General features: G+C 74.9%; 13 protein-coding genes and 3 tRNA genes. 14 read left to right on the forward strand and 2 right to left on the reverse strand.

What is annotated here, in order from left to right; translation table 11 throughout:
• Nucleotides 1-81 precede the first annotated feature (81 nt).
• The 9 genes from LG943_RS15790 to LG943_RS15830 all read left to right on the forward strand — a co-directional run bounded on the left by LG943_RS15790 (nucleotide 82) and on the right by LG943_RS15830 (nucleotide 11,098).
• Entirely contained in the window at nucleotides 82-4,737 is a 4,656-nt protein-coding gene (locus LG943_RS15790) for a TIGR02680 family protein (RefSeq protein WP_270073052.1), read from the forward strand.
• A gap of 90 nt (nucleotides 4,738-4,827) precedes the next feature.
• A complete protein-coding gene (locus LG943_RS15795) occupies nucleotides 4,828-7,035 on the forward strand; it encodes an AAA family ATPase (RefSeq protein WP_408648598.1) in 2,208 nt (735 codons plus the stop codon).
• Nucleotides 7,036-7,145: 110 nt separating this feature from the next.
• A tRNA-Thr gene (locus tag LG943_RS15800) sits at nucleotides 7,146-7,221 on the forward strand.
• A gap of 114 nt (nucleotides 7,222-7,335) precedes the next feature.
• Nucleotides 7,336-7,408 (forward strand) — tRNA-Met (locus LG943_RS15805).
• Between the two features lie 116 nt (nucleotides 7,409-7,524).
• Nucleotides 7,525-7,689 carry a 50S ribosomal protein L33 gene (rpmG, locus tag LG943_RS15810; RefSeq protein WP_179767731.1) on the forward strand — a complete coding sequence of 55 codons (165 nt, stop codon included), beginning with the start codon at nucleotides 7,525-7,527 and terminating at the stop codon, nucleotides 7,687-7,689.
• A gap of 158 nt (nucleotides 7,690-7,847) precedes the next feature.
• Nucleotides 7,848-8,345, forward strand: a complete 498-nt coding sequence (locus LG943_RS15815) for a MaoC family dehydratase N-terminal domain-containing protein (protein ID WP_270073054.1) — start codon at nucleotides 7,848-7,850, stop codon at nucleotides 8,343-8,345.
• Complete coding sequence (locus tag LG943_RS15820; RefSeq protein ID WP_270073055.1) at nucleotides 8,342-8,770, forward strand: MaoC family dehydratase; 429 nt, start codon at nucleotides 8,342-8,344, stop codon at nucleotides 8,768-8,770. The genes LG943_RS15815 and LG943_RS15820 overlap by 4 nt, the downstream gene beginning before the upstream one ends.
• Nucleotides 8,771-8,842: 72 nt before the next feature.
• Nucleotides 8,843-9,931, forward strand: a complete 1,089-nt coding sequence (locus tag LG943_RS15825) for a UDP-N-acetylmuramate dehydrogenase (RefSeq protein ID WP_270073056.1) — start codon at nucleotides 8,843-8,845, stop codon at nucleotides 9,929-9,931.
• 576 nt (nucleotides 9,932-10,507) lie between these two features.
• The gene (locus tag LG943_RS15830) at nucleotides 10,508-11,098 is read left to right on the forward strand and encodes a TMEM165/GDT1 family protein (RefSeq protein ID WP_270073057.1); all 591 of its coding nucleotides are present in this window, start codon (nucleotides 10,508-10,510) and stop codon (nucleotides 11,096-11,098) included.
• A gap of 28 nt (nucleotides 11,099-11,126) precedes the next feature.
• Here LG943_RS15830 and LG943_RS15835 read toward each other — a convergent pair whose 3' ends face one another.
• Entirely contained in the window at nucleotides 11,127-12,215 is a 1,089-nt protein-coding gene (locus tag LG943_RS15835; protein ID WP_270073058.1) for an adenosine deaminase, read from the reverse strand.
• A 201-nt stretch (nucleotides 12,216-12,416) separates the two neighbouring features.
• On the reverse strand, nucleotides 12,417-13,625 hold the full coding sequence (locus LG943_RS15840) for a pyridoxal phosphate-dependent aminotransferase (RefSeq protein WP_270073059.1): 1,209 nt from the start codon (nucleotides 13,623-13,625) through the stop codon (nucleotides 12,417-12,419).
• A 207-nt stretch (nucleotides 13,626-13,832) separates the two neighbouring features.
• Between LG943_RS15840 and LG943_RS15845 the strand changes: the two genes are divergently transcribed.
• The 5 genes from LG943_RS15845 (at nucleotide 13,833) to rplA (ending at nucleotide 16,699) form a co-directional block, all read left to right on the forward strand.
• A tRNA-Trp gene (locus tag LG943_RS15845) sits at nucleotides 13,833-13,905 on the forward strand.
• A gap of 82 nt (nucleotides 13,906-13,987) precedes the next feature.
• The gene (gene secE, locus LG943_RS15850; RefSeq protein WP_179767724.1) at nucleotides 13,988-14,254 is read left to right on the forward strand and encodes a preprotein translocase subunit SecE; all 267 of its coding nucleotides are present in this window, start codon (nucleotides 13,988-13,990) and stop codon (nucleotides 14,252-14,254) included.
• Nucleotides 14,255-14,374: 120 nt separating this feature from the next.
• A complete protein-coding gene (gene nusG, locus LG943_RS15855; protein WP_270073060.1) occupies nucleotides 14,375-15,202 on the forward strand; it encodes a transcription termination/antitermination protein NusG in 828 nt (275 codons plus the stop codon).
• Between the two features lie 272 nt (nucleotides 15,203-15,474).
• Nucleotides 15,475-15,903: a 50S ribosomal protein L11 gene (gene rplK / locus LG943_RS15860; RefSeq protein ID WP_270073061.1), complete on the forward strand. Its 429-nt coding sequence runs from the start codon at nucleotides 15,475-15,477 to the stop codon at nucleotides 15,901-15,903.
• 94 nt (nucleotides 15,904-15,997) lie between these two features.
• Complete coding sequence (gene rplA, locus LG943_RS15865) at nucleotides 15,998-16,699, forward strand: 50S ribosomal protein L1 (protein WP_270073062.1); 702 nt, start codon at nucleotides 15,998-16,000, stop codon at nucleotides 16,697-16,699.
• The last annotated feature ends 14 nt before the right edge of the window (nucleotides 16,700-16,713 follow it).

Genomic DNA, 16,713 nt, shown 5'->3' on the forward strand with positions numbered 1-16,713 from the left:
TCCCCAGCCGCGCCGGGTCTTCGCGGCCCCGGACCGCCCCGGTGGCGCGACCCCACACGGCACAGAGCGAAAGGACGGGCGATGACCGCCGCCAACGCGAACGGGCGAGCCGAACCGCCGCCCCTGGGCGGCGACGGCGACCCGCTGGGCGCCCCCGGCGCCCCGGCGGCCGAGGCCGACGCGGCGGCGCGCGCCGAGGCCCGGCGCCGCGCCTCCATCGCCGACGCCCTGCGTCCCGGCGACCTGCTCGGCGCCCAGCAGCCGCCCACCGCCGCACCGGCCGAGCCCGACCCCCGGCCCGAGCCGCCGGCCGAGGACCTGACCGACACCGAGCGCCGCCGCCCCGGCCGCTACCGCCTCAACCGCGCCGGCATCCAGAACGTCTGGCACTACGACGACCACGTCTTCGACTTCGCCCAGGGCCGGCTGCTGCTGCGCGGCCGCAACGGCGCCGGCAAGTCCAAGGCGCTGGAGATGCTGCTGCCGTTCCTGCTCGACGGCGACGCCCGCCGCCTCGACACCACCGGCAGCAGCCGCACCAGCCTGCGCTGGCTGCTGCTGGAGGGCCGCGAGCCCGCCCGCGCGGCCGAGGACCCCGACGGCACCGAGGGCGAGGGCGCCCCCGCCGCCTCCACCCTGGGCTATCTGTGGGTGGAGTTCACCCGGGGCGCCGCCGCCGATGACCCCGACACCCCCGAGGCCGCCCAGCCCGCCCGCGTCACCCTGGGCGCGGCCGTCACCGCCTCGCCCGGCGCCGACGCCCGCAGCGTGTTCTTCGTCACCGAGCGCGAACTCGGCGCCGACCTGAAGCTGATCGCCGACGGCCGCCCCATGCCCATCGACCGGCTGCGCACCGAGGTCGGCCCCGACAACTGCTACGACAGCCCGGTGCCCTACCGCGCCCGGGTGATGCGCGAGTTGTTCGGCATCGACGACCCCGTGCGCTACCGCAACCTCATCCACCTGCTCTACCGGCTGCGCCGCCCCACCATCGGCGAGCGCCTGGAGGCCGGCGAGCTGGTGTCGGTGCTGGCCGAGGCGTTGCCGCCCATGGACCAGGGAGTCCTGGACGAGATGGCGCGCAACATCACCGACCTCGAACAGGCCCGCGCCCGCCTGGAGGCGCTGCGCACCGCGCGCGAGCAGGTCGCCGGGTTCCTCACCGACTACCGGGGCTACCTGCACCGCACGCTGCGCACCCAGACCCGCGCCGCCCGCGAGCAGGTCCGCGCCCACGCCCGCCGCGACGCCGAGGTCGACCGCCTCACCGACGAACTCGAACGCCTGGTCACCGCCGAGAGCGCCGTGCAGGAGGAGCGCGACCGGCTGCGCCGCACCCGCGACACCGCCGCCTCCGACGCCGCCACCCTCACCGCCGCCGGGGGCACCGCCGCCGGGTCCACCGACTTCGAGCAGCAGGCCCGCGACGCCGCCGTCTCCGCCTACATCCGCGCCGCCGAGGCCGCCTCGGCCGCCGCCGCCTACGCCATCACCAACGAGGAGCACGCCAAGCGGCGCATGGCCGCCGACACCGCCGCCATCGACCGCGCGCTGGAGGGGCTGCGCGCCCTGCACGCCCAGGCGGCCGAGACCGCGCGCGCCGCCGGGGCCGACCCCGCCGGCCTGGGCCAGGTGCCCCACCCGGTGGCCACCACCCTGGCCCCCCGCGAGAGCGTCACCCGGGTCAACCTGGAGGGGCTGGAGCAGGCGGTCGAGCGCGAGCCCGTGCCCGGCCTGGACGTCGGCGACCTGCGCGACCGCCTGGCCGAGCTGCACGACCGCTACGCCGCCGCCGACACCGCCGCCGCCGAGCGCGCCGCCGTGGTGGCCGACCTCATCGTGCGCGCCGCCGAGCGCGCCGCCGCCGACGAGCGCGAGGCGGCGCTGGCGAGCGAGGCCGAGGCCGCCGAGGCCGCCCTGGAGCGCGCCCGCGAGCGCGAGCAGGCCGCCATCGACGCCGTTCGCGCCGCCAGCGCCGGCTACGCCGGCCGGGTGCGCGAGTGGAGCACCGCGCTGCGCGCCACCGCCGCCGACACCGACCTGGGCGCCTCGCTGGCCGAGCTGGAGTCGCTGGTCGAACTGCCCCTGGAGGACACCCTGCGGGTGCTCGACGCCGACGTGGGCGAGCGGGTGGCCCGCCACGCCCACGGCATCGTCGACCCGCTGCTGCGCGAGCTGCGCACCCGCCGCGACACCGCCGTGGGCGAGGAGCGGGAGCTGTCGGCCGAGCTGGACGAGCTGTCGGAGCGCCGCGACGCCGCCTCGGGCGAGGCCGCCCCCGAGCGTCCCGCGTGGGCCACCGCCGCGCGCGACGACTCCGCCGGGGCCCCCTTCCACCTGGCCGTGGACTTCGCCTCGGGCCTGCACGCCGCCGAGCGCGCCAACCTGGAGGCCGCGCTGGAGGCGTCCGGCCTGCTGGCCGCCTGGATCTCCGCTGACGGCGCCCTCACCGACCCCGCCACCCGCGACGTGGTGCTGGTGCCCGGCCGCCCGGTCAAGGGCCGCAGCCTGCGCGAGGCGCTGGTGCCGGCCGAGCCGCTGCCGCCGGGCACCACCGCCGGCGCGGTCTCGGCCCTGCTCGACTCCATCGGCCTGCTGCCCGCGCCGGGCGAGGAGGAGCCCGAGCCCCGCCACCGCCGCGACAGCCCGCCCCCCGTGGCCACCGCCGTCGCCCTCGACGGCCGCTGGCGCCTGGGCGCGGCCGCCGGCTCCCACACCAAGACCGCCGCCGAGTACATCGGCAAGGAGGCCCGCGCCGAGGCGGGCGACCGCCAGCGCGCCAACGCCGAGCGCCGGATCGCCATCGCCGAGGCGCTGCTGGCCGAGGCCGGCGAGCGGCGCGGCGACATCGAGCGCCTGCACGCCGCCCTCGTGGAGACCGACCGCGCCCTGCCCGACTCCGCCGACCTCCAGGCGGCCTGGGCCGGGCTCGACAACGCCCGCACCTGGCTGGCCCAGACCCAGCGCGCCTACAACGCCGCCCGCGAGGACCTCGCCGAGGCCCGCGCCACAGCGCTGGAGCTGCGCGCCCGCCTGGCCGCGCCGGCCGCCGACCTCGACCTGCCCACCGGCGTCGAGGACCTGCGCGCCACCCGCGCCGCGCTGGAGCGGCTGCGCGCCCAACTCGCCGACGGCCACCGCGACCTGGCGGCCCTGGCGGTGCTGCTGGAGGACTACCAGGCCGACATCGCCGCCTGGGAGGAGGCCCGCTCGGGCCGCGTGATCGCCGAGGACGCCCGCACCGGCGCCATCAGCGACATGATCACCGTGCGGCGCGAGATCGAGCTGACCGACCGCGCCCGCGCCGCCGCGCCCGAGCAGATCGCCGCCGCCGTCGACCAGGTCCGCGAGCGCATGGACGAGGCCGCCGCGCGGCTGCCCGAGGTGGAGCGCGAGGCCCAGCGCGCCCGCGACGAGCGCGTGGCCGCCGAGACACGGCTGGAGACCGCCGTGCTGGAGCGCGCCGAGCAGGCGCGCCGGGCGCTGGCGGCCGGCGACGTGCTGCGCGCCATGATCACCCGGCCCGACGGCGTCCCCGACACCGCGCTGCTGGCGGCGGCCGGGCTGGAGTCCGCCGCGCCGCTGGCCGCCGAGACCGCGCCGGCTGCGCCCGCCGACACCGCGTCGGCGGCCCCCGCCGATCCGGCCGGCGACGCCGCGCCGCCCGAGGAGCCCGCCGCCGACCACGACGCCCTGGCCCGCCGCGTCGCCGCGCTCGACGCCCTGCTGACCGCCCTGGAGAAGGAGTTGGGCGAGCCCGCCGAGGGCGAGCTGGACGACAGCGGCATCCTGCGCCGCCGCGAGGAGCTGCACCGCCACCTGGCCGGCAGCGACGCCGTGGGCGCCCGCACCGAGCTGACCGAGCCCGCCGGCGTCAAGCGGCTCACCGTCCACGGCGACGACGGCAGCCACGACATCACCGCCTACGCCGACCGCCTCGACAAGGCCGTGGCCACCGCCGAGGAGGCCGCCCTGCTGCGCGAGGAGGACGCCTTCGAGCGCCACCTGCTCGGCGAGCTGGCCGGCCACCTCTCCCGCCAGATCGACGAGGCGCGCGCGCTGATCTCGACCATGAACGACGTGCTGGGCGACGTCACCACCTCCCAGGGCCTGGGCGTGCGCCTGGACTGGCAGTTGGCCCCCGACGCCGACGAGGACGTCCGGGCGGTGGTGCCGCTGCTGGCCAGACCCGCCGAGCAGCGCACCCGGGTCGAGACCACCCGGCTGCGCGACGCCCTGCGCCGCTGCATCGAGGCCATCCGCCGCCTCGACCCCACCGCCACCGGCGGCGCCCAGTTGCGCGCCGCCCTGGACTACCGCTCCTGGTTCGCGTTCACCGTCTACGTCACCGACGCCGCCCACCCCGACCGCGAGCGTCGCCTCACCCACCGCACCGCCCTCAGCCAGGGCGAGCAGCGCGTGGTGGCCTACCTGGTGCTGTTCGCCGCGGCGGCGGCCCAGTTCGGCTCCCTGGCCGCCCACGCGCCCGCCGCGCCCCGCCTGATCCTGCTGGACGACGCGTTCGCCAAGGTGGACGAGCCCACCCACGGCCGCCTGCTCGGCCTGCTGGTCGAGCTGGACCTGGACTTCGTGCTCACCTCCGAGCGCGTCTGGGGGTGCTTCCCGAGTGTGCCGAGCCTGGACATCTACGAGTGCCTGCGCGACCCCGCCGTGCCCGGGATCGCGACCCTGCACTTCACCTGGGACGGCAGCCGCCGCAAGCTCGTGGGGGTGTGACCGGGGCCGCCCGCGCCGCCCGCCCCGACCTACTGCTTTCGCCCGACCTTGTCCTACTCTGACGTGCAAGGCCAACAATCGAGCGGGTGTGTGGTGACGACAGTGACGACAGGGCCTGCGACCTCCACCGGGGCTGCCCCGCGCCGGTACGACAGCAGTGCGGTGGCCGCACGCTCCCTCCTCGACCGCCTCGCCGACTCCGGCCTGGACCCCGCCGCCCGGCGCTGGGTGCTGGCCGCCCTGCACGGCGACGACGCCGTGGACGCCTGCGCCCGCGGCGAGGACATCCCCTGGCCGGTCCTGGACCAGGCCGAGGACCCCCGCCGGCTCCCGCCCCCCGGGCAGGCGCGCCGCGCGTTCCTGCGCCGCATCGAGGTCCAGGGCTTCCGCGGCATCGGCCGCCCCGCCGCCCTGGAGTTCGCCCCGGGCCCCGGCCTCACCGTGATCGTCGGCCGCAACGGTTCGGGCAAGTCCAGCTTCGCCGAGGCCGCCGAGGCCGCGCTGACCGGCCGCAACCTGCGCTGGGACGCCATGCCCGCCGGCTGGCGCGACGGCTGGCGCAACCTGCACTTCGACGAGCGCACCGAGATCACCGTCGAACTCCAGCTCGCCGGCGAGCGCGGCCCCACCCGCGTCACCCGGGTCTGGGGCGGCGACAGCGTCCGCTCGGCCCGCGGCGAGGTGGTCGGCCCCGACGGCGCCGCCGTGCCGCTGCGCAGCATGGGCTGGGACCCCGAGCTGTCCCGCTACCGGCCGTTCCTGTCCTACGACGAACTCGGCCGCGCCGTCACCGGGCGCGCCGCCGAGCTGTACGACACCCTCACCGCGCTGCTGGGCCTGACCGACCTCACCGAGGCCGAGCGCCGCCTGGCCCGCGCCTGCGACGGCTACGCCAAGCGGCGCGACCGGCCCGGCCGCGAGCACGGCTACCTGCTGGAGCGGCTGCGCGCCTCCACCGACCGCCGCGCCGCGCTGGCCGCCCAGCTCCTCACCGCGCCCGCCATCGACCTGGACCGGCTGGCCCAGATCGCCGCCGACGACGGCCCGGCCGACCCCGCACAGCACCTGGTGCTGCGCCGCCTGCGCCGGCTGTCGGTGCCCGAGCGCGCCCTGCTCACCGACGTCGTCAACGAGCTGCGCGGCGCCGCCATGGAGCTGGCCATGGCCGCCGGCACCAAGGGCGACCGCGCGCGCGGCGTGGCCGACCTGCTGCGCCGGGCGCTGGAGCACCACCGCCGCCACCCCGCCGAGACCGACTGCCCCACCTGCGGGGCCGGCGGCGCCCTGGGTGGCGACTGGGTGCGCCGCGCCGAGGCCGAGATCCGCCGCCTGGAGCCGGCGGCGGCGGGCGCGGCCGCCGCCTACGAGCGCGCCGACAGCGCCCGCGACCAGGCCCGATTCCTGATGGCCCCGATGCCGGCCTGGCTGCCGCCCGACTCCGAGCTGGGCCGGGTGTGGGCCGAGTGGGAGGCCGGCATGGAGATCACCGACCTCACGCAGCTCGCCGAGCACATCGAGACCGTGGGGCGGCGGCTGCGCGCCACCGCCGTGGCCGCCCGCAAGGCCGCCGGGGAGCAGTTGGACGACCCCACCGACGGCTGGTCCGACCTCGCCGACCAACTGGCGGCCTGGGTGGCGGACGCCCGCGCGGCCACGGCGGCGCGCGAGGCCCTGCGCCCGGCCGAGCAGGCGCTGGAGTGGTTCACCGGGATCGCCCGCGAGATCCGCGCCGAGCGGCTGCGCCCGCTGGCGGCCCAGGCCGAGCACGTGTGGCAGCGGCTGCGCCAGGAGCGCCGCATCGACCTGGAGGCGCTGCGCCTGGTGGGCCGGGGCGCCCGCCGCCGGGTGGCCGTGGACGTCGCCGTGGACGGCGTGGAGGGCGAGGGCACCTCGCCCGGCCTGCTCAGCCAGGGCGAGTTCCAGGCGCTGGCGCTGTCGATCTGCCTGCCGCGCACGCTGGTGCCCGACAACCCGTTCGGGTTCCTGCTGCTGGACGACCCGGTGCAGGCCATGGACACCGAGACGGTCGAGGGGCTGTCGGCGGTGCTGGCCGAGGTGGGGCGCCACCGCCAGCTCGTGGTGTTCACCCACGACACCCGGCTGCCCGACGCCCTGCACCGGCTCGGGCTGCCCGCCGACATCCGGCGCATCCAGCGCGACGCCATGTCCAACGTGTGGGTGGCCGACACCGACCGCACCGGCGGGGGCGCCGCCGGGTCGGGGGGACCGGCCGCGCCGCCGGGCGCGCCCGGCCCGTGGGGGGCGCCGCAGGCGGACCCGCTGCGGGGCGCCGGATGAGCGGGCGCGGGCGCCCGGTATCCGATTTGGCAGAGCACCCCCGAAGCCCTGTATAGTCAACATCAACGCGAGCGGCGGAAAGCCCCCAGGGGCCGAAACCGCAGATGCGCGCCCCTTTAGCTCAGTCGGCAGAGCGTCTCCATGGTAAGGAGAAGGTCTACGGTTCGATTCCGTAAAGGGGCTCCACCACTTGATTGAGGTTCCGGACCACTCAGGTGGTATACGACCGGAGAAACCTTGTTCTCCGGCCTGTCCGGGTTCCGGTACCCTGGCTTCCAGGGCCGCCCCAACCCGGTCCGCGGCGGAGTAGCTCAGTTGGTAGAGCAAACGGCTCATAATCGTTGTGTCGTCGGTTCGAGTCCGGCCTCCGCTACTGCCCACGCCTTCGGTCGTCCCGTCCTCGGGGCACCGTCCCCCCGCCCGGTCCCCGGGCGGGCGCGTGGGCGTGCAGTTGTGTCCCGTTGTTTCCCGTGAGAAAGGCACTCCGACGTGGCTACCACCGACGTCAGGCCGAAGATCACCCTGGCCTGCCAGGAGTGCAAGCACCGTAACTACATCACGCGCAAGAACCGGCGGAACAACCCCGACCGCCTGGCGCTGAAGAAGTTCTGCCCGAACTGCCGTCAGCACCGCGAGCACCGCGAGACCCGCTAGCAGGCCGCGCCGTCCCCGGCGCCCCGCGGGTCCGGTGCCCGGGCGCGAGGCCGCACCGGCGCGTGGTCCCCAGCCCAGTGAGCGATCCGGCTCGCTGGGCCACTAGTGTGTGACTCGCCCGCGGCACGCGGCCGGACAACGCAGGTGAGAGGGAGCCGATGGCGATCAACCGCGACCTGGTGGGCCGGGAGTACCGGTCCCCGCAGCCCTATGAGGTGACCCGGGGCAAGATCCGGGAGTTCGCCGAGGCGATCGGCGACACCAGCCCGGTCTACACCGACGCCGACGCCGCCCGTGCCCACGGACACCCCGACGTCATCGCGCCCCCGACCTTCCCGGTCATCATGGGCATGGAGGGCATGTCGCAGGCGGTGGTCGACCCCGAACTCGGGATCGACTTCTCGATGGTGGTCCACGGCGACCAGAGCTTCGCCTACCGGCGCCCGCTGCGCGCCGGCGACGTCGTCGAGACCCTCACCCGCGTGGCCTCCGTCTCGGCCCTGGGCGGCAACGAGCTGATCACCCTCGAAAGCGAGATGCGCACCGTCGAGGGCGAGCACGTGGTGACCGCCGTCAACATGCTGGTCGTGCGCGGGGGCGCCGCCGCGGCCGCGCCGGCCGCGAGCACCGCCGCCCAGGAGGGGAGCGCCGTATGACCGCCGCCATCGCCTACGGCGACGTCGAGGTCGGCACCGAGATCCCCGAGCGCGCCTTCCCGGTGCGCCGGGTCGACCTCGTCCGCTACGCCGGCGCCTCCGGCGACTTCAACCCGATCCACTGGAGCGAGCGCACCGCCAAGTCGGTGGGCCTGCCCAACGTGATCGCCCACGGCATGTTCACCATGGCCCAGGCCGGTCGCCTGGTCACCGACTGGGCCGGCGACCCCGGCGCCCTGGTCGAGTACAAGGTGCGCTTCTCGGCGCCCGTGGTGGTGCCCGACGACGACACCGGCGCCGAGATCACCGTCAGCGGCGTCGTCAAGGAGAAGCTCGACGGCAACCTGGTGCGCGTCGCCCTGACCGCCCGCTCCGGCGGCGCCAAGGTCCTGGCCCGCTCCACCGCCGTCGTCCGCCTGGCCTGACCGCGCGGGCCGCCGCGCGGCGCAAGCAGCCGCCCGGCGGCCCCGGCCCGGCCCCTACCGCAGAGGTTGCCCGTGTCCCGTCCCGGTCCCGCCGACTCCGCGCCCGTCCTGACCGGCGTCCCGCTGGCCGACTACACCACCCTGCGCCTGGGCGGTCCGGCCGCGCGGCTGCGCGTCGCGCGCGACACCGACGAACTGGTCGCGGCGGTCGCCGAGGCCGAGTCCGCCGGCGAGCCCCTGCTCGTGCTGGGCGGCGGCAGCAACCTCGTGGTCTCCGACGACGGCTTCCCCGGCACGGTCGTGCACGCCGACTCCCAGGCCGTGGAGTTCACCGAGGCCGGCGGCGACCGCGTGCGCGTGCGCGCGGCGGCCGGCGTGCACTGGGACCCCCTGGTCCAGCGGGTCGTCGCCGAAGGGCTGAGCGGCGTGGAGTTCCTGTCGGGGATCCCCGGCCGGGTGGGCGCCACCCCCATCCAGAACGTGGGCGCCTACGGCCAGGAGGTCAGCCAGACCATCGCCGAGGTGCTGGTCTATGACCGCCGCACCGGCGAGCGCCGCACCCTGACCAACGCCGAGTGCGGGTTCGCCTACCGCGACAGCGTCTTCAAGGGCGCCGACCGCCACGTGGTGTGCGAGGTCGTGTTCGAGCTGACCCGCTCCCCGCTGAGCCGGCCCATCCGCTACGCCGAGGTCGCCCGCGCGCTCGGCACCGAGGCGGGCGCCCGGGTGCCGCTGGCCGAGGCGCGCGCGACGGTGCTGGAGCTGCGGCGGGGCAAGGGCATGGTGCTCGACCCCGACGACCCCGACACCCGCAGCGCGGGATCGTTCTTCACCAACCCGGTGCTGGACCCCGAGGACTACGCCGAGTTCACCCGGCGCGCCGCCGACCTGCTCGGCCCCGACGTCCAGCCGCCCGCGCACCCCGGCCCCGACGGCCGCGTGAAGCTGTCGGCGGCCTGGCTAATCGACCGCGCCGGGTTCGCCCGCGGCCACGGCTCGCCCGCCCGCATCTCCACCAAGCACACCCTGGCCCTCACCAACCCCGGCGGCGCCACCACCGCCGACCTGCTCAGCCTGGCCCGCGAGGTCCGCGCCGGGGTGGCCAAGGCGTTCGGGGTGACCCTGGTCAACGAGCCGGTCATGGTGGGCGTGTCGCTGTAGGCCGCTTTCAGCGCCGGCGCCGACTGAGGCAGCCGGTTCCGGCGGTCGGCCCGGTGCCTGGCCGCGCCCTGCTCCGGTGCGCGCGGGCTCCCGGGTCTCGCGCTCGTCCCCTGGCGGTGCCGCGCTCCCGCGCTTGCGGGACCACCTGCCCCCGCCCGGCCCGGCGCCCGCCTGTTTCGCGTCCGGTCGCCCGCCCGGCGGCGCCGCCGCGCGCGCCCGCCCCCACCGCCGCCCCGGATGCTCCTCCGCGCCCGGCGAACCCGCCCGAATCCGGGCGCCGCGCCCCCAGAGAATGCCGACCTTTTTTCTTCGGCGCGCCGAACTCCGTTATTCGCCGCGCGTCGGCAAACACATCGGATCGCCCAGGAATTGCGTCTGGAAATTGCGCTGCTAATATCGAATTCGTCGAGGGGGAGTAGTCCCCGATCCACGCGGTCGACACACTGGCGGTGCCCTCCACCTGCCCGGTCGCGTGAGCCGACGCCCCCGGGCGAGGCGGACGAGACCTTCGGCCTGGCAGTCGTATTCGTCCGGGCCGGAGCCGTATCCGCCTGGTTTCACGCAGACGGAGACCCCATGGGATTCCTTTCCGCCGCCGCGATCAGCGCCGCCGCCGTATTCATCGCCGAAATGGGGGACAAGACCCAACTCGTCGCGATGTCGCTGGCGAGCCGCTACCGCGCCGCCACCGTCCTCCTCGGCATCACCATCGCCACCTTCGCCGTGCACGGCCTCAGCGTGTTCATCGCCGAGGTGCTCGGCCTGGCCCTGCCCACCGACTGGCTGACCCTCATCGCGGGCGTCGCGTTCGTCGTGTTCGGCGTATGGACCCTCATCGGCGACGAGCTGACCGACAAGGACGAGGCGCGCGCCGCCTCCCGGCGCATCCGCTCCGGGCTGATCACCGTGGCGGCGGTGTTCTTCGTGGCCGAACTGGGCGACAAGACCATGCTCGCCACCATCACCGTGGGCACCCAGTACGACTGGCTGCCGGTGTGGATCGGCTCGACGGCCGGGATGGTCGCCGCCGACGCGCTCGCCATCGCGCTGGCGGCCGTGGTGGGCAAGCGGCTGCCCGAGCGCGCCATCAAGATCGGCGCGGCCGTGCTGTTCTTCCTGGCCGGCGGCGCCATGCTGGTCCAGGGCGTGCTCGCGGTGACCGGCTGATCCGGGCCGCCCCGCGCGCGGCGCCCGCTCAGGCCGGCGCCGCGCCGCCCCCGCCGGCCTCGTCCGCCCCGCCGCAGCCGCCCGTGCCGCCGGCGTCCTCGGGCGGGGCCGCCAGCCACGCGTCCACGCCGCCCAGCAGCTCCTTCTTCAGCCAGTCCGGCGCGCCCGACCCGCGGATCGACATCCGCGCCAGCTCCGCCAGCTCGGGGTCGGTGAACCCGAACACCTCGCGCGCGATCCGGTACTGCTCGGCCAGGCGCGGCCCGAACAGCAGGGGGTCGTCGGTGCCCAGCGCGATCGGCGCGCCCGCGTCGAACAGCCGGCGCAGCGGCACCTGCTCCAGGCGGTCCACCACCCCCAGACCCACGTTGGAGGTGGGGCACACCTCCAGCGTCACGCCCTGGGTGGCGATCCGCTCCACCAGGTAGGGGTCCTCCACCGCCCGCACGCCGTGGCCCACGCGGTCGGCGGCCAGCTCGTCCAGGCACTCGCGCACGCTGCGCGGCCCCTGGAGTTCGCCGCCGTGCGGGGTGGACAGCAGCCCGGCCCGCCGGGCGATCCGGAACGCGCCCTCGAACTCCAGCGCGCGGCCGCGCCGCTCGTCGTTGCTCAGCCCGAAGGACACCACGCCACGACCCGCGAACTGGGCGGCCAGCCGCGCCAGCGCGCGGGCGTCCATGGGGTGGCGGGTGCGGTTGGCCGCGACCATCACGCCCATGCGCAGTCCGGTGGCGCGCTCGGCCGCGCGCACGGCGTCCAGGACCAGCTCCAGGGTGGCGGTCAGGCCGTCGAAGTGGCCGGCGTAGCCGCTGGGGTCCACCTGGATCTCCGTCCAGCCGGCGCCCGCCGCGCGGTCGTCCTCGGCCGCCTCGCGCACCAGCCGGTGGATGCTCTCCGGGGTGCGCAGCACCGAGCGGGCGATGTCGTAGAGCCGCTGGAAGCGGAACCACCCCCGCTCGTCGGTGGCTCTCAGCCGCGGCGGCCAGTCGGTGACCAGCGCGTTGGGCAGGTGCGTCCCGGTGCTCTCGGCGAGGTCGACCAGGGTGGGATGCCGCATGGAACCCGTGAAGTGCAGGTGCAGGTGGGCCTTGGGCAGACGGGATATCGGACGTTCCATGTCCCAAGGGTGCCTCACCTGCCCCCGCGCCGCCCGGACCTCCCCCGAAAACCCTTGTGGCGCGGGGCACGCGGCGATCCCCGGGCGCCCGCCGGCGCGCGCGGCGCGGCCCCCACGACGCCGAAGGGGCGCCCGGTCCGGGCGCCCCTGGGGGTGCGAAGATGCCGCCTGGCGGCAGCGGCGGCGGTCGGCCGCCGCGCGCTACTCGGCCTCGGTGATCAGCTTGTGGATGCGGCCCACGCCCTCGGCGAGGTCGGAGTCGCCCAGCGCGTAGGACAGCCGCAAGTAGCCGGGGGTGCCGAACGCCTCGCCGGGCACCACCGCCACCTCGGCCTGCTCCAGGATCAGATCGGCCAGCTCGGCGGAGGTCTGCGGGCGGCGGCCGCGGATCTCCCGGCCCAGCAGGTCCTTGACCGAGGGGTAGGCGTAGAACGCGCCCTGGGGCTCGGGGCACAGCACGCCGGGGATCTCGTTGAGCATGCGCACGATGGTCTGCCGGCGCCGGTCGAAGGCGGCGCGCATCTCGGCCACGGCCGCCAGGTCGCCCGAGACCGCCGCCAGCGCCGCCGCCTGCGACACGTTGGCGACGTTGGAGGTGGCGTGCGACTGGAGGTTGCCGGCCGCCTTGACGACGTCCTTGGGGCCCACGATCCATCCCACGCGCCAGCCGGTCATGGCGTAGGTCTTGGCGACGCCGTTGACGATCACCGTGCGGTCGGCGATCTCGGGCACCTCCACCGGCAGCGAGCTGAACCGCGCCTCGCCGTAGACCAGGTGCTCGTAGATCTCGTCGGTGAGCACCCACAGGCCGTGCTCGGCGGCCCACCGGCCGACCTCGCGGACCTGCTCGGGGGTGTAGACCGCGCCCGTGGGGTTGGACGGCGAGACGAACACCAGCAGCTTGGTGCGCTCGGTGCGCGCCGCCTCCAGGTCGGCGACCGAGGCCAGGTAGCCGGTGGACTCGTCGGTGACCACGTAGCGCGGCACCCCGCCGGCCAGCTTGATGGACTCCGGGTAGGTGGTCCAGTACGGGGCGATGACGATGACCTCGTCACCCGGGTCCAGCAGTGTGGCGAAGGTCTCGTAGATCGCCTGCTTGCCGCCGTTGGTGACCAGGATCTGGGCGGGCTCCACGCGGTAGCCGGAGTCGCGCAGCGTCTTGGCCGCCAGCGCCTCCTTCAGCTCCGGCAGTCCGCCGGCGGGCGTGTAGCGGTGGAAGCGGGGCTCGCGGGCGGCCTTCACCGCCGCCTCGACGATGTAGTCGGGCGTGGGGAAGTCGGGCTCCCCGGCGCCGAAGCCGATCACGGGGCGCCCCGCCGCCTTCATGGCCTTGGCCTTGGCGTCGACGGCGAGGGTCGCCGACTCGGAGATGCCGCCGATACGTGCGGAGATACGAGGTCGGTCAGTCATGTTCCCCATGCTTGCACGAGGGCGCCACTCCTTATCCGCGCGGGCGGCGGGCGGCGCCCCCGGTTTTTTCGGGTTGGTCCGGGGCCGCGATAGGGCATAGACTCGTCCAGCCGATGGTCTGGACCCCAATCGCGGCACCGGCTCGCTGTGCGGTGCGCGCGGTCGCGGTCTGCGGCTAAGGTGGGGTAACCAACGCGGTACCCGCGAAGGGCAGTGGCTCAATTGGTAGAGCACCGGTCTCCAAAACCGGCGGTTGGGGGTTCGAGTCCCTCCTGCCCTGCAAGGACAACTGGGTCTCACCTTCAGATCGAGGCAGTTTCCGCCGGAAGCAGGTCAGCCGAACCGACTCCTAAGGACCTCAGGTGACACAGACTGACGCCGACGCAAAGCCCGAGAAGGAGCGCAAGCGTCGCACGGGTCCGGTGACCTTCACCAAGGAGGTCGTCGGCGAACTCCGCAAGGTCCGCTGGCCCACGCGCCGCGAGCTGATCACCTACACGATCGTCGTCATCGTGTTCGTCCTCATCATGGTCGGTTACGTCTCGCTGCTGGACTTCGGCTTCGGTGAGGCCGTCACCTGGCTCTACGGCCAGTTCAGCCCGGACCCCGCGGCGGGCGCCCCGCAGTAGCGGCGCGGCCCCTCGCCTGGTCCCGGCTCGTCCACCGAGCCCGTAAGCTGGCAGTAACCTGCCTCGGCGCGGCATCCTGCCGCGCCTTGCAGCGCGTAACCGACGAGAGAAAGAGCAGCCGTGTCCGAGTCCCCACTGACCCCTGGCGACCTCCCCGACGAGGAGCTGGATCAGTCGTCGGAGGATGACGCCGGCCGGCGCGCCGAGTACGCGGAGTCCGCCGAGGAGCCCGAGCTCGCCCAGGCCGAGGCCGCCGAGGGCGACAAGCCCGCGGCCGGTCCCGAGGCCGAGCCCGCCGAGGGCGGCGAGCCCGAGGGCGACGCCGCCGACGCCGAGGCCGAGGAGGCGCCGCGCGTCGACCCCGTCGAGGAGTTCAAGCAGGAACTGCTGCTGCTTCCCGGCGACTGGTACGTCGTGCACACCTACGCCGGTTACGAGAACCGCGTGAAGGCCAACGTCGAGAGCCGCACCCAGTCGCTCAACATGGAGGAGTACATCTTCCAGGTCGAGGTGCCCACCCAGGAGGTCACCGAGGTCAAGAGCGGCAAGCGGCAGCAGGTCACCGAGAAGGTCCTGCCCGGCTACGTGCTGGTGCGCATGGAGCTGACCGACGAGTCCTGGGCCGCCATCCGCAACACCCCCGGGGTCACCGGGTTCGTGGGGCTGTCCAACCGGCCCGCCCCGCTGAGCCTCCAGGAGGTCGCCGGCCTGCTTGCGCCCGAGCCCGAGGAGCTGCCCGAGCAGGAGCGCAAGGAGAAGGCCGAGGCCCGCTCCGACGTCGCCTACGAGGTCGGCGAGTCCGTCACCGTCATGGAGGGCCCGTTCGCCACGCTGCCCGCCACGGTCAGCGAGATCAACCCCGACACCCAGAAGCTCAAGGTGCTGGTTTCGATCTTCGGCCGCGAGACCCCGGTCGAGCTGGCGTTCAACCAGGTCTCCAAGATCTAGCGCCCACGCGGCGCCGCCGGCCCCGCCGCCCGCCCGGCGGCCGGGGCCGACCCGCCGCCCCGTGGCGGCGCGTAGACTTGACGGGTTGGCCCGTTCGCGGAGCCGACCCGTCGCGCCCCGGCACCCGGGGCGCCCCCCACGCCTGTGCGCGGATCCCGGCGCGGGTGTGGCCCGCCTCGGCGCGGACGCCGCGCGCACCGCCCTGTTTCGGTGCGCCCCTGGCACCCACACCGGGATCCAGCACACACAGCAGATCAGGCAAAGGACCCGATATGCCTCCGAAGAAGAAGATCGCCGCCCTGGTCAAGGTGCAGCTCCCCGCCGGCCAGGCGACCCCGGCGCCGCCCGTGGGTACCGCCCTCGGTCCGCACGGCGTCAACATCATGGACTTCTGCAAGCAGTACAACGCCGCCACGGAGTCCCAGCGCGGAAGCGTCATCCCCGTCGAGATCACCATCTTCGAGGACCGCTCCTTCAGCTTCGTCACCAAGACGCCGCCGGCGCCCAAGCTGATCCTCAAGGCCGCCGGCCTGGACAAGGGCAGCACCGACCCCAGCCGCCAGGTGGCCGGCACGGTGACCATGGACCAGGTCCGCGAGATCGCGCAGACCAAGCTGCCCGACCTCAACACCGACGACATCGAGGCCGCCGCAAAGATCGTCGCCGGCACCGCCCGCTCGATGGGCATCGAGGTCAAGTAGTCCGCCGGCCGCCCGGCGGCCGTCGCAGCCATCCGAGTCAACCGTGGAAGGGCCGCGCGCTGGCCCCCACCACAGCTCTCGTCAGGAGAAGTACGTGCAGCGCAGTAAGAACTACCGCAAGGCCAGCGACCTGGTCGACCGCAGCAAGCTCTACGCGCCCGTCGAGGCCGTCAAGCTCGCCAAGGAGACCAGCGTCGTGAAGTTCGACGCGACCGTCGAGGTCGCCCTGCGGCTGGGTGTCGACCCCCGCAAGGCCGACCAGATGGTCCGCGGCACCGTGAACCTGCCGCACGGCACCGGCAAGACCGCCCGGGTCCTGGTCTTCGCCACCGGTGAGCGTGCCGAGCAGGCGCGCGAGGCGGGCGCCGACTTCGTCGGCGACGACGACCTGGTCGAGGAGATCCAGAAGGGCTTCCTGGACTTCGACGCGGTCGTGGCCACCCCCGACCTCATGGGCAAGGTCGGCCGCCTGGGCCGGGTCCTGGGCCCGCGCGGCCTCATGCCCAACCCCAAGACCGGCACCGTCACCCCCGACGTCGCCAAGGCCGTGACCGAGATCAAGGGCGGCAAGATCGAGTTCCGTGTCGACCGGCACGGCAACCTGCACTTCATCATCGGCAAGCTGTCGTTCTCCGAGGCCCAGTTGGTCGAGAACTACAGCGCCGCGCTGGACGAGGTGCTGCGCCTCAAGCCGTCCGCCGCCAAGGGCCGCTACATCAAGAAGGCCACCCTGACCACCACGATGGGCCCCGGCATCCCGGTCGACCCCAACGTCACCCGGCCCGTCGCCGCCTGACGGCGGTCGGCTGA

Source organism: Streptomonospora mangrovi (genome assembly GCF_027604915.1).
In the GTDB taxonomy this organism is placed as follows: Bacteria; Actinomycetota; Actinomycetes; order Streptosporangiales; family Streptosporangiaceae; genus Streptomonospora; species Streptomonospora mangrovi.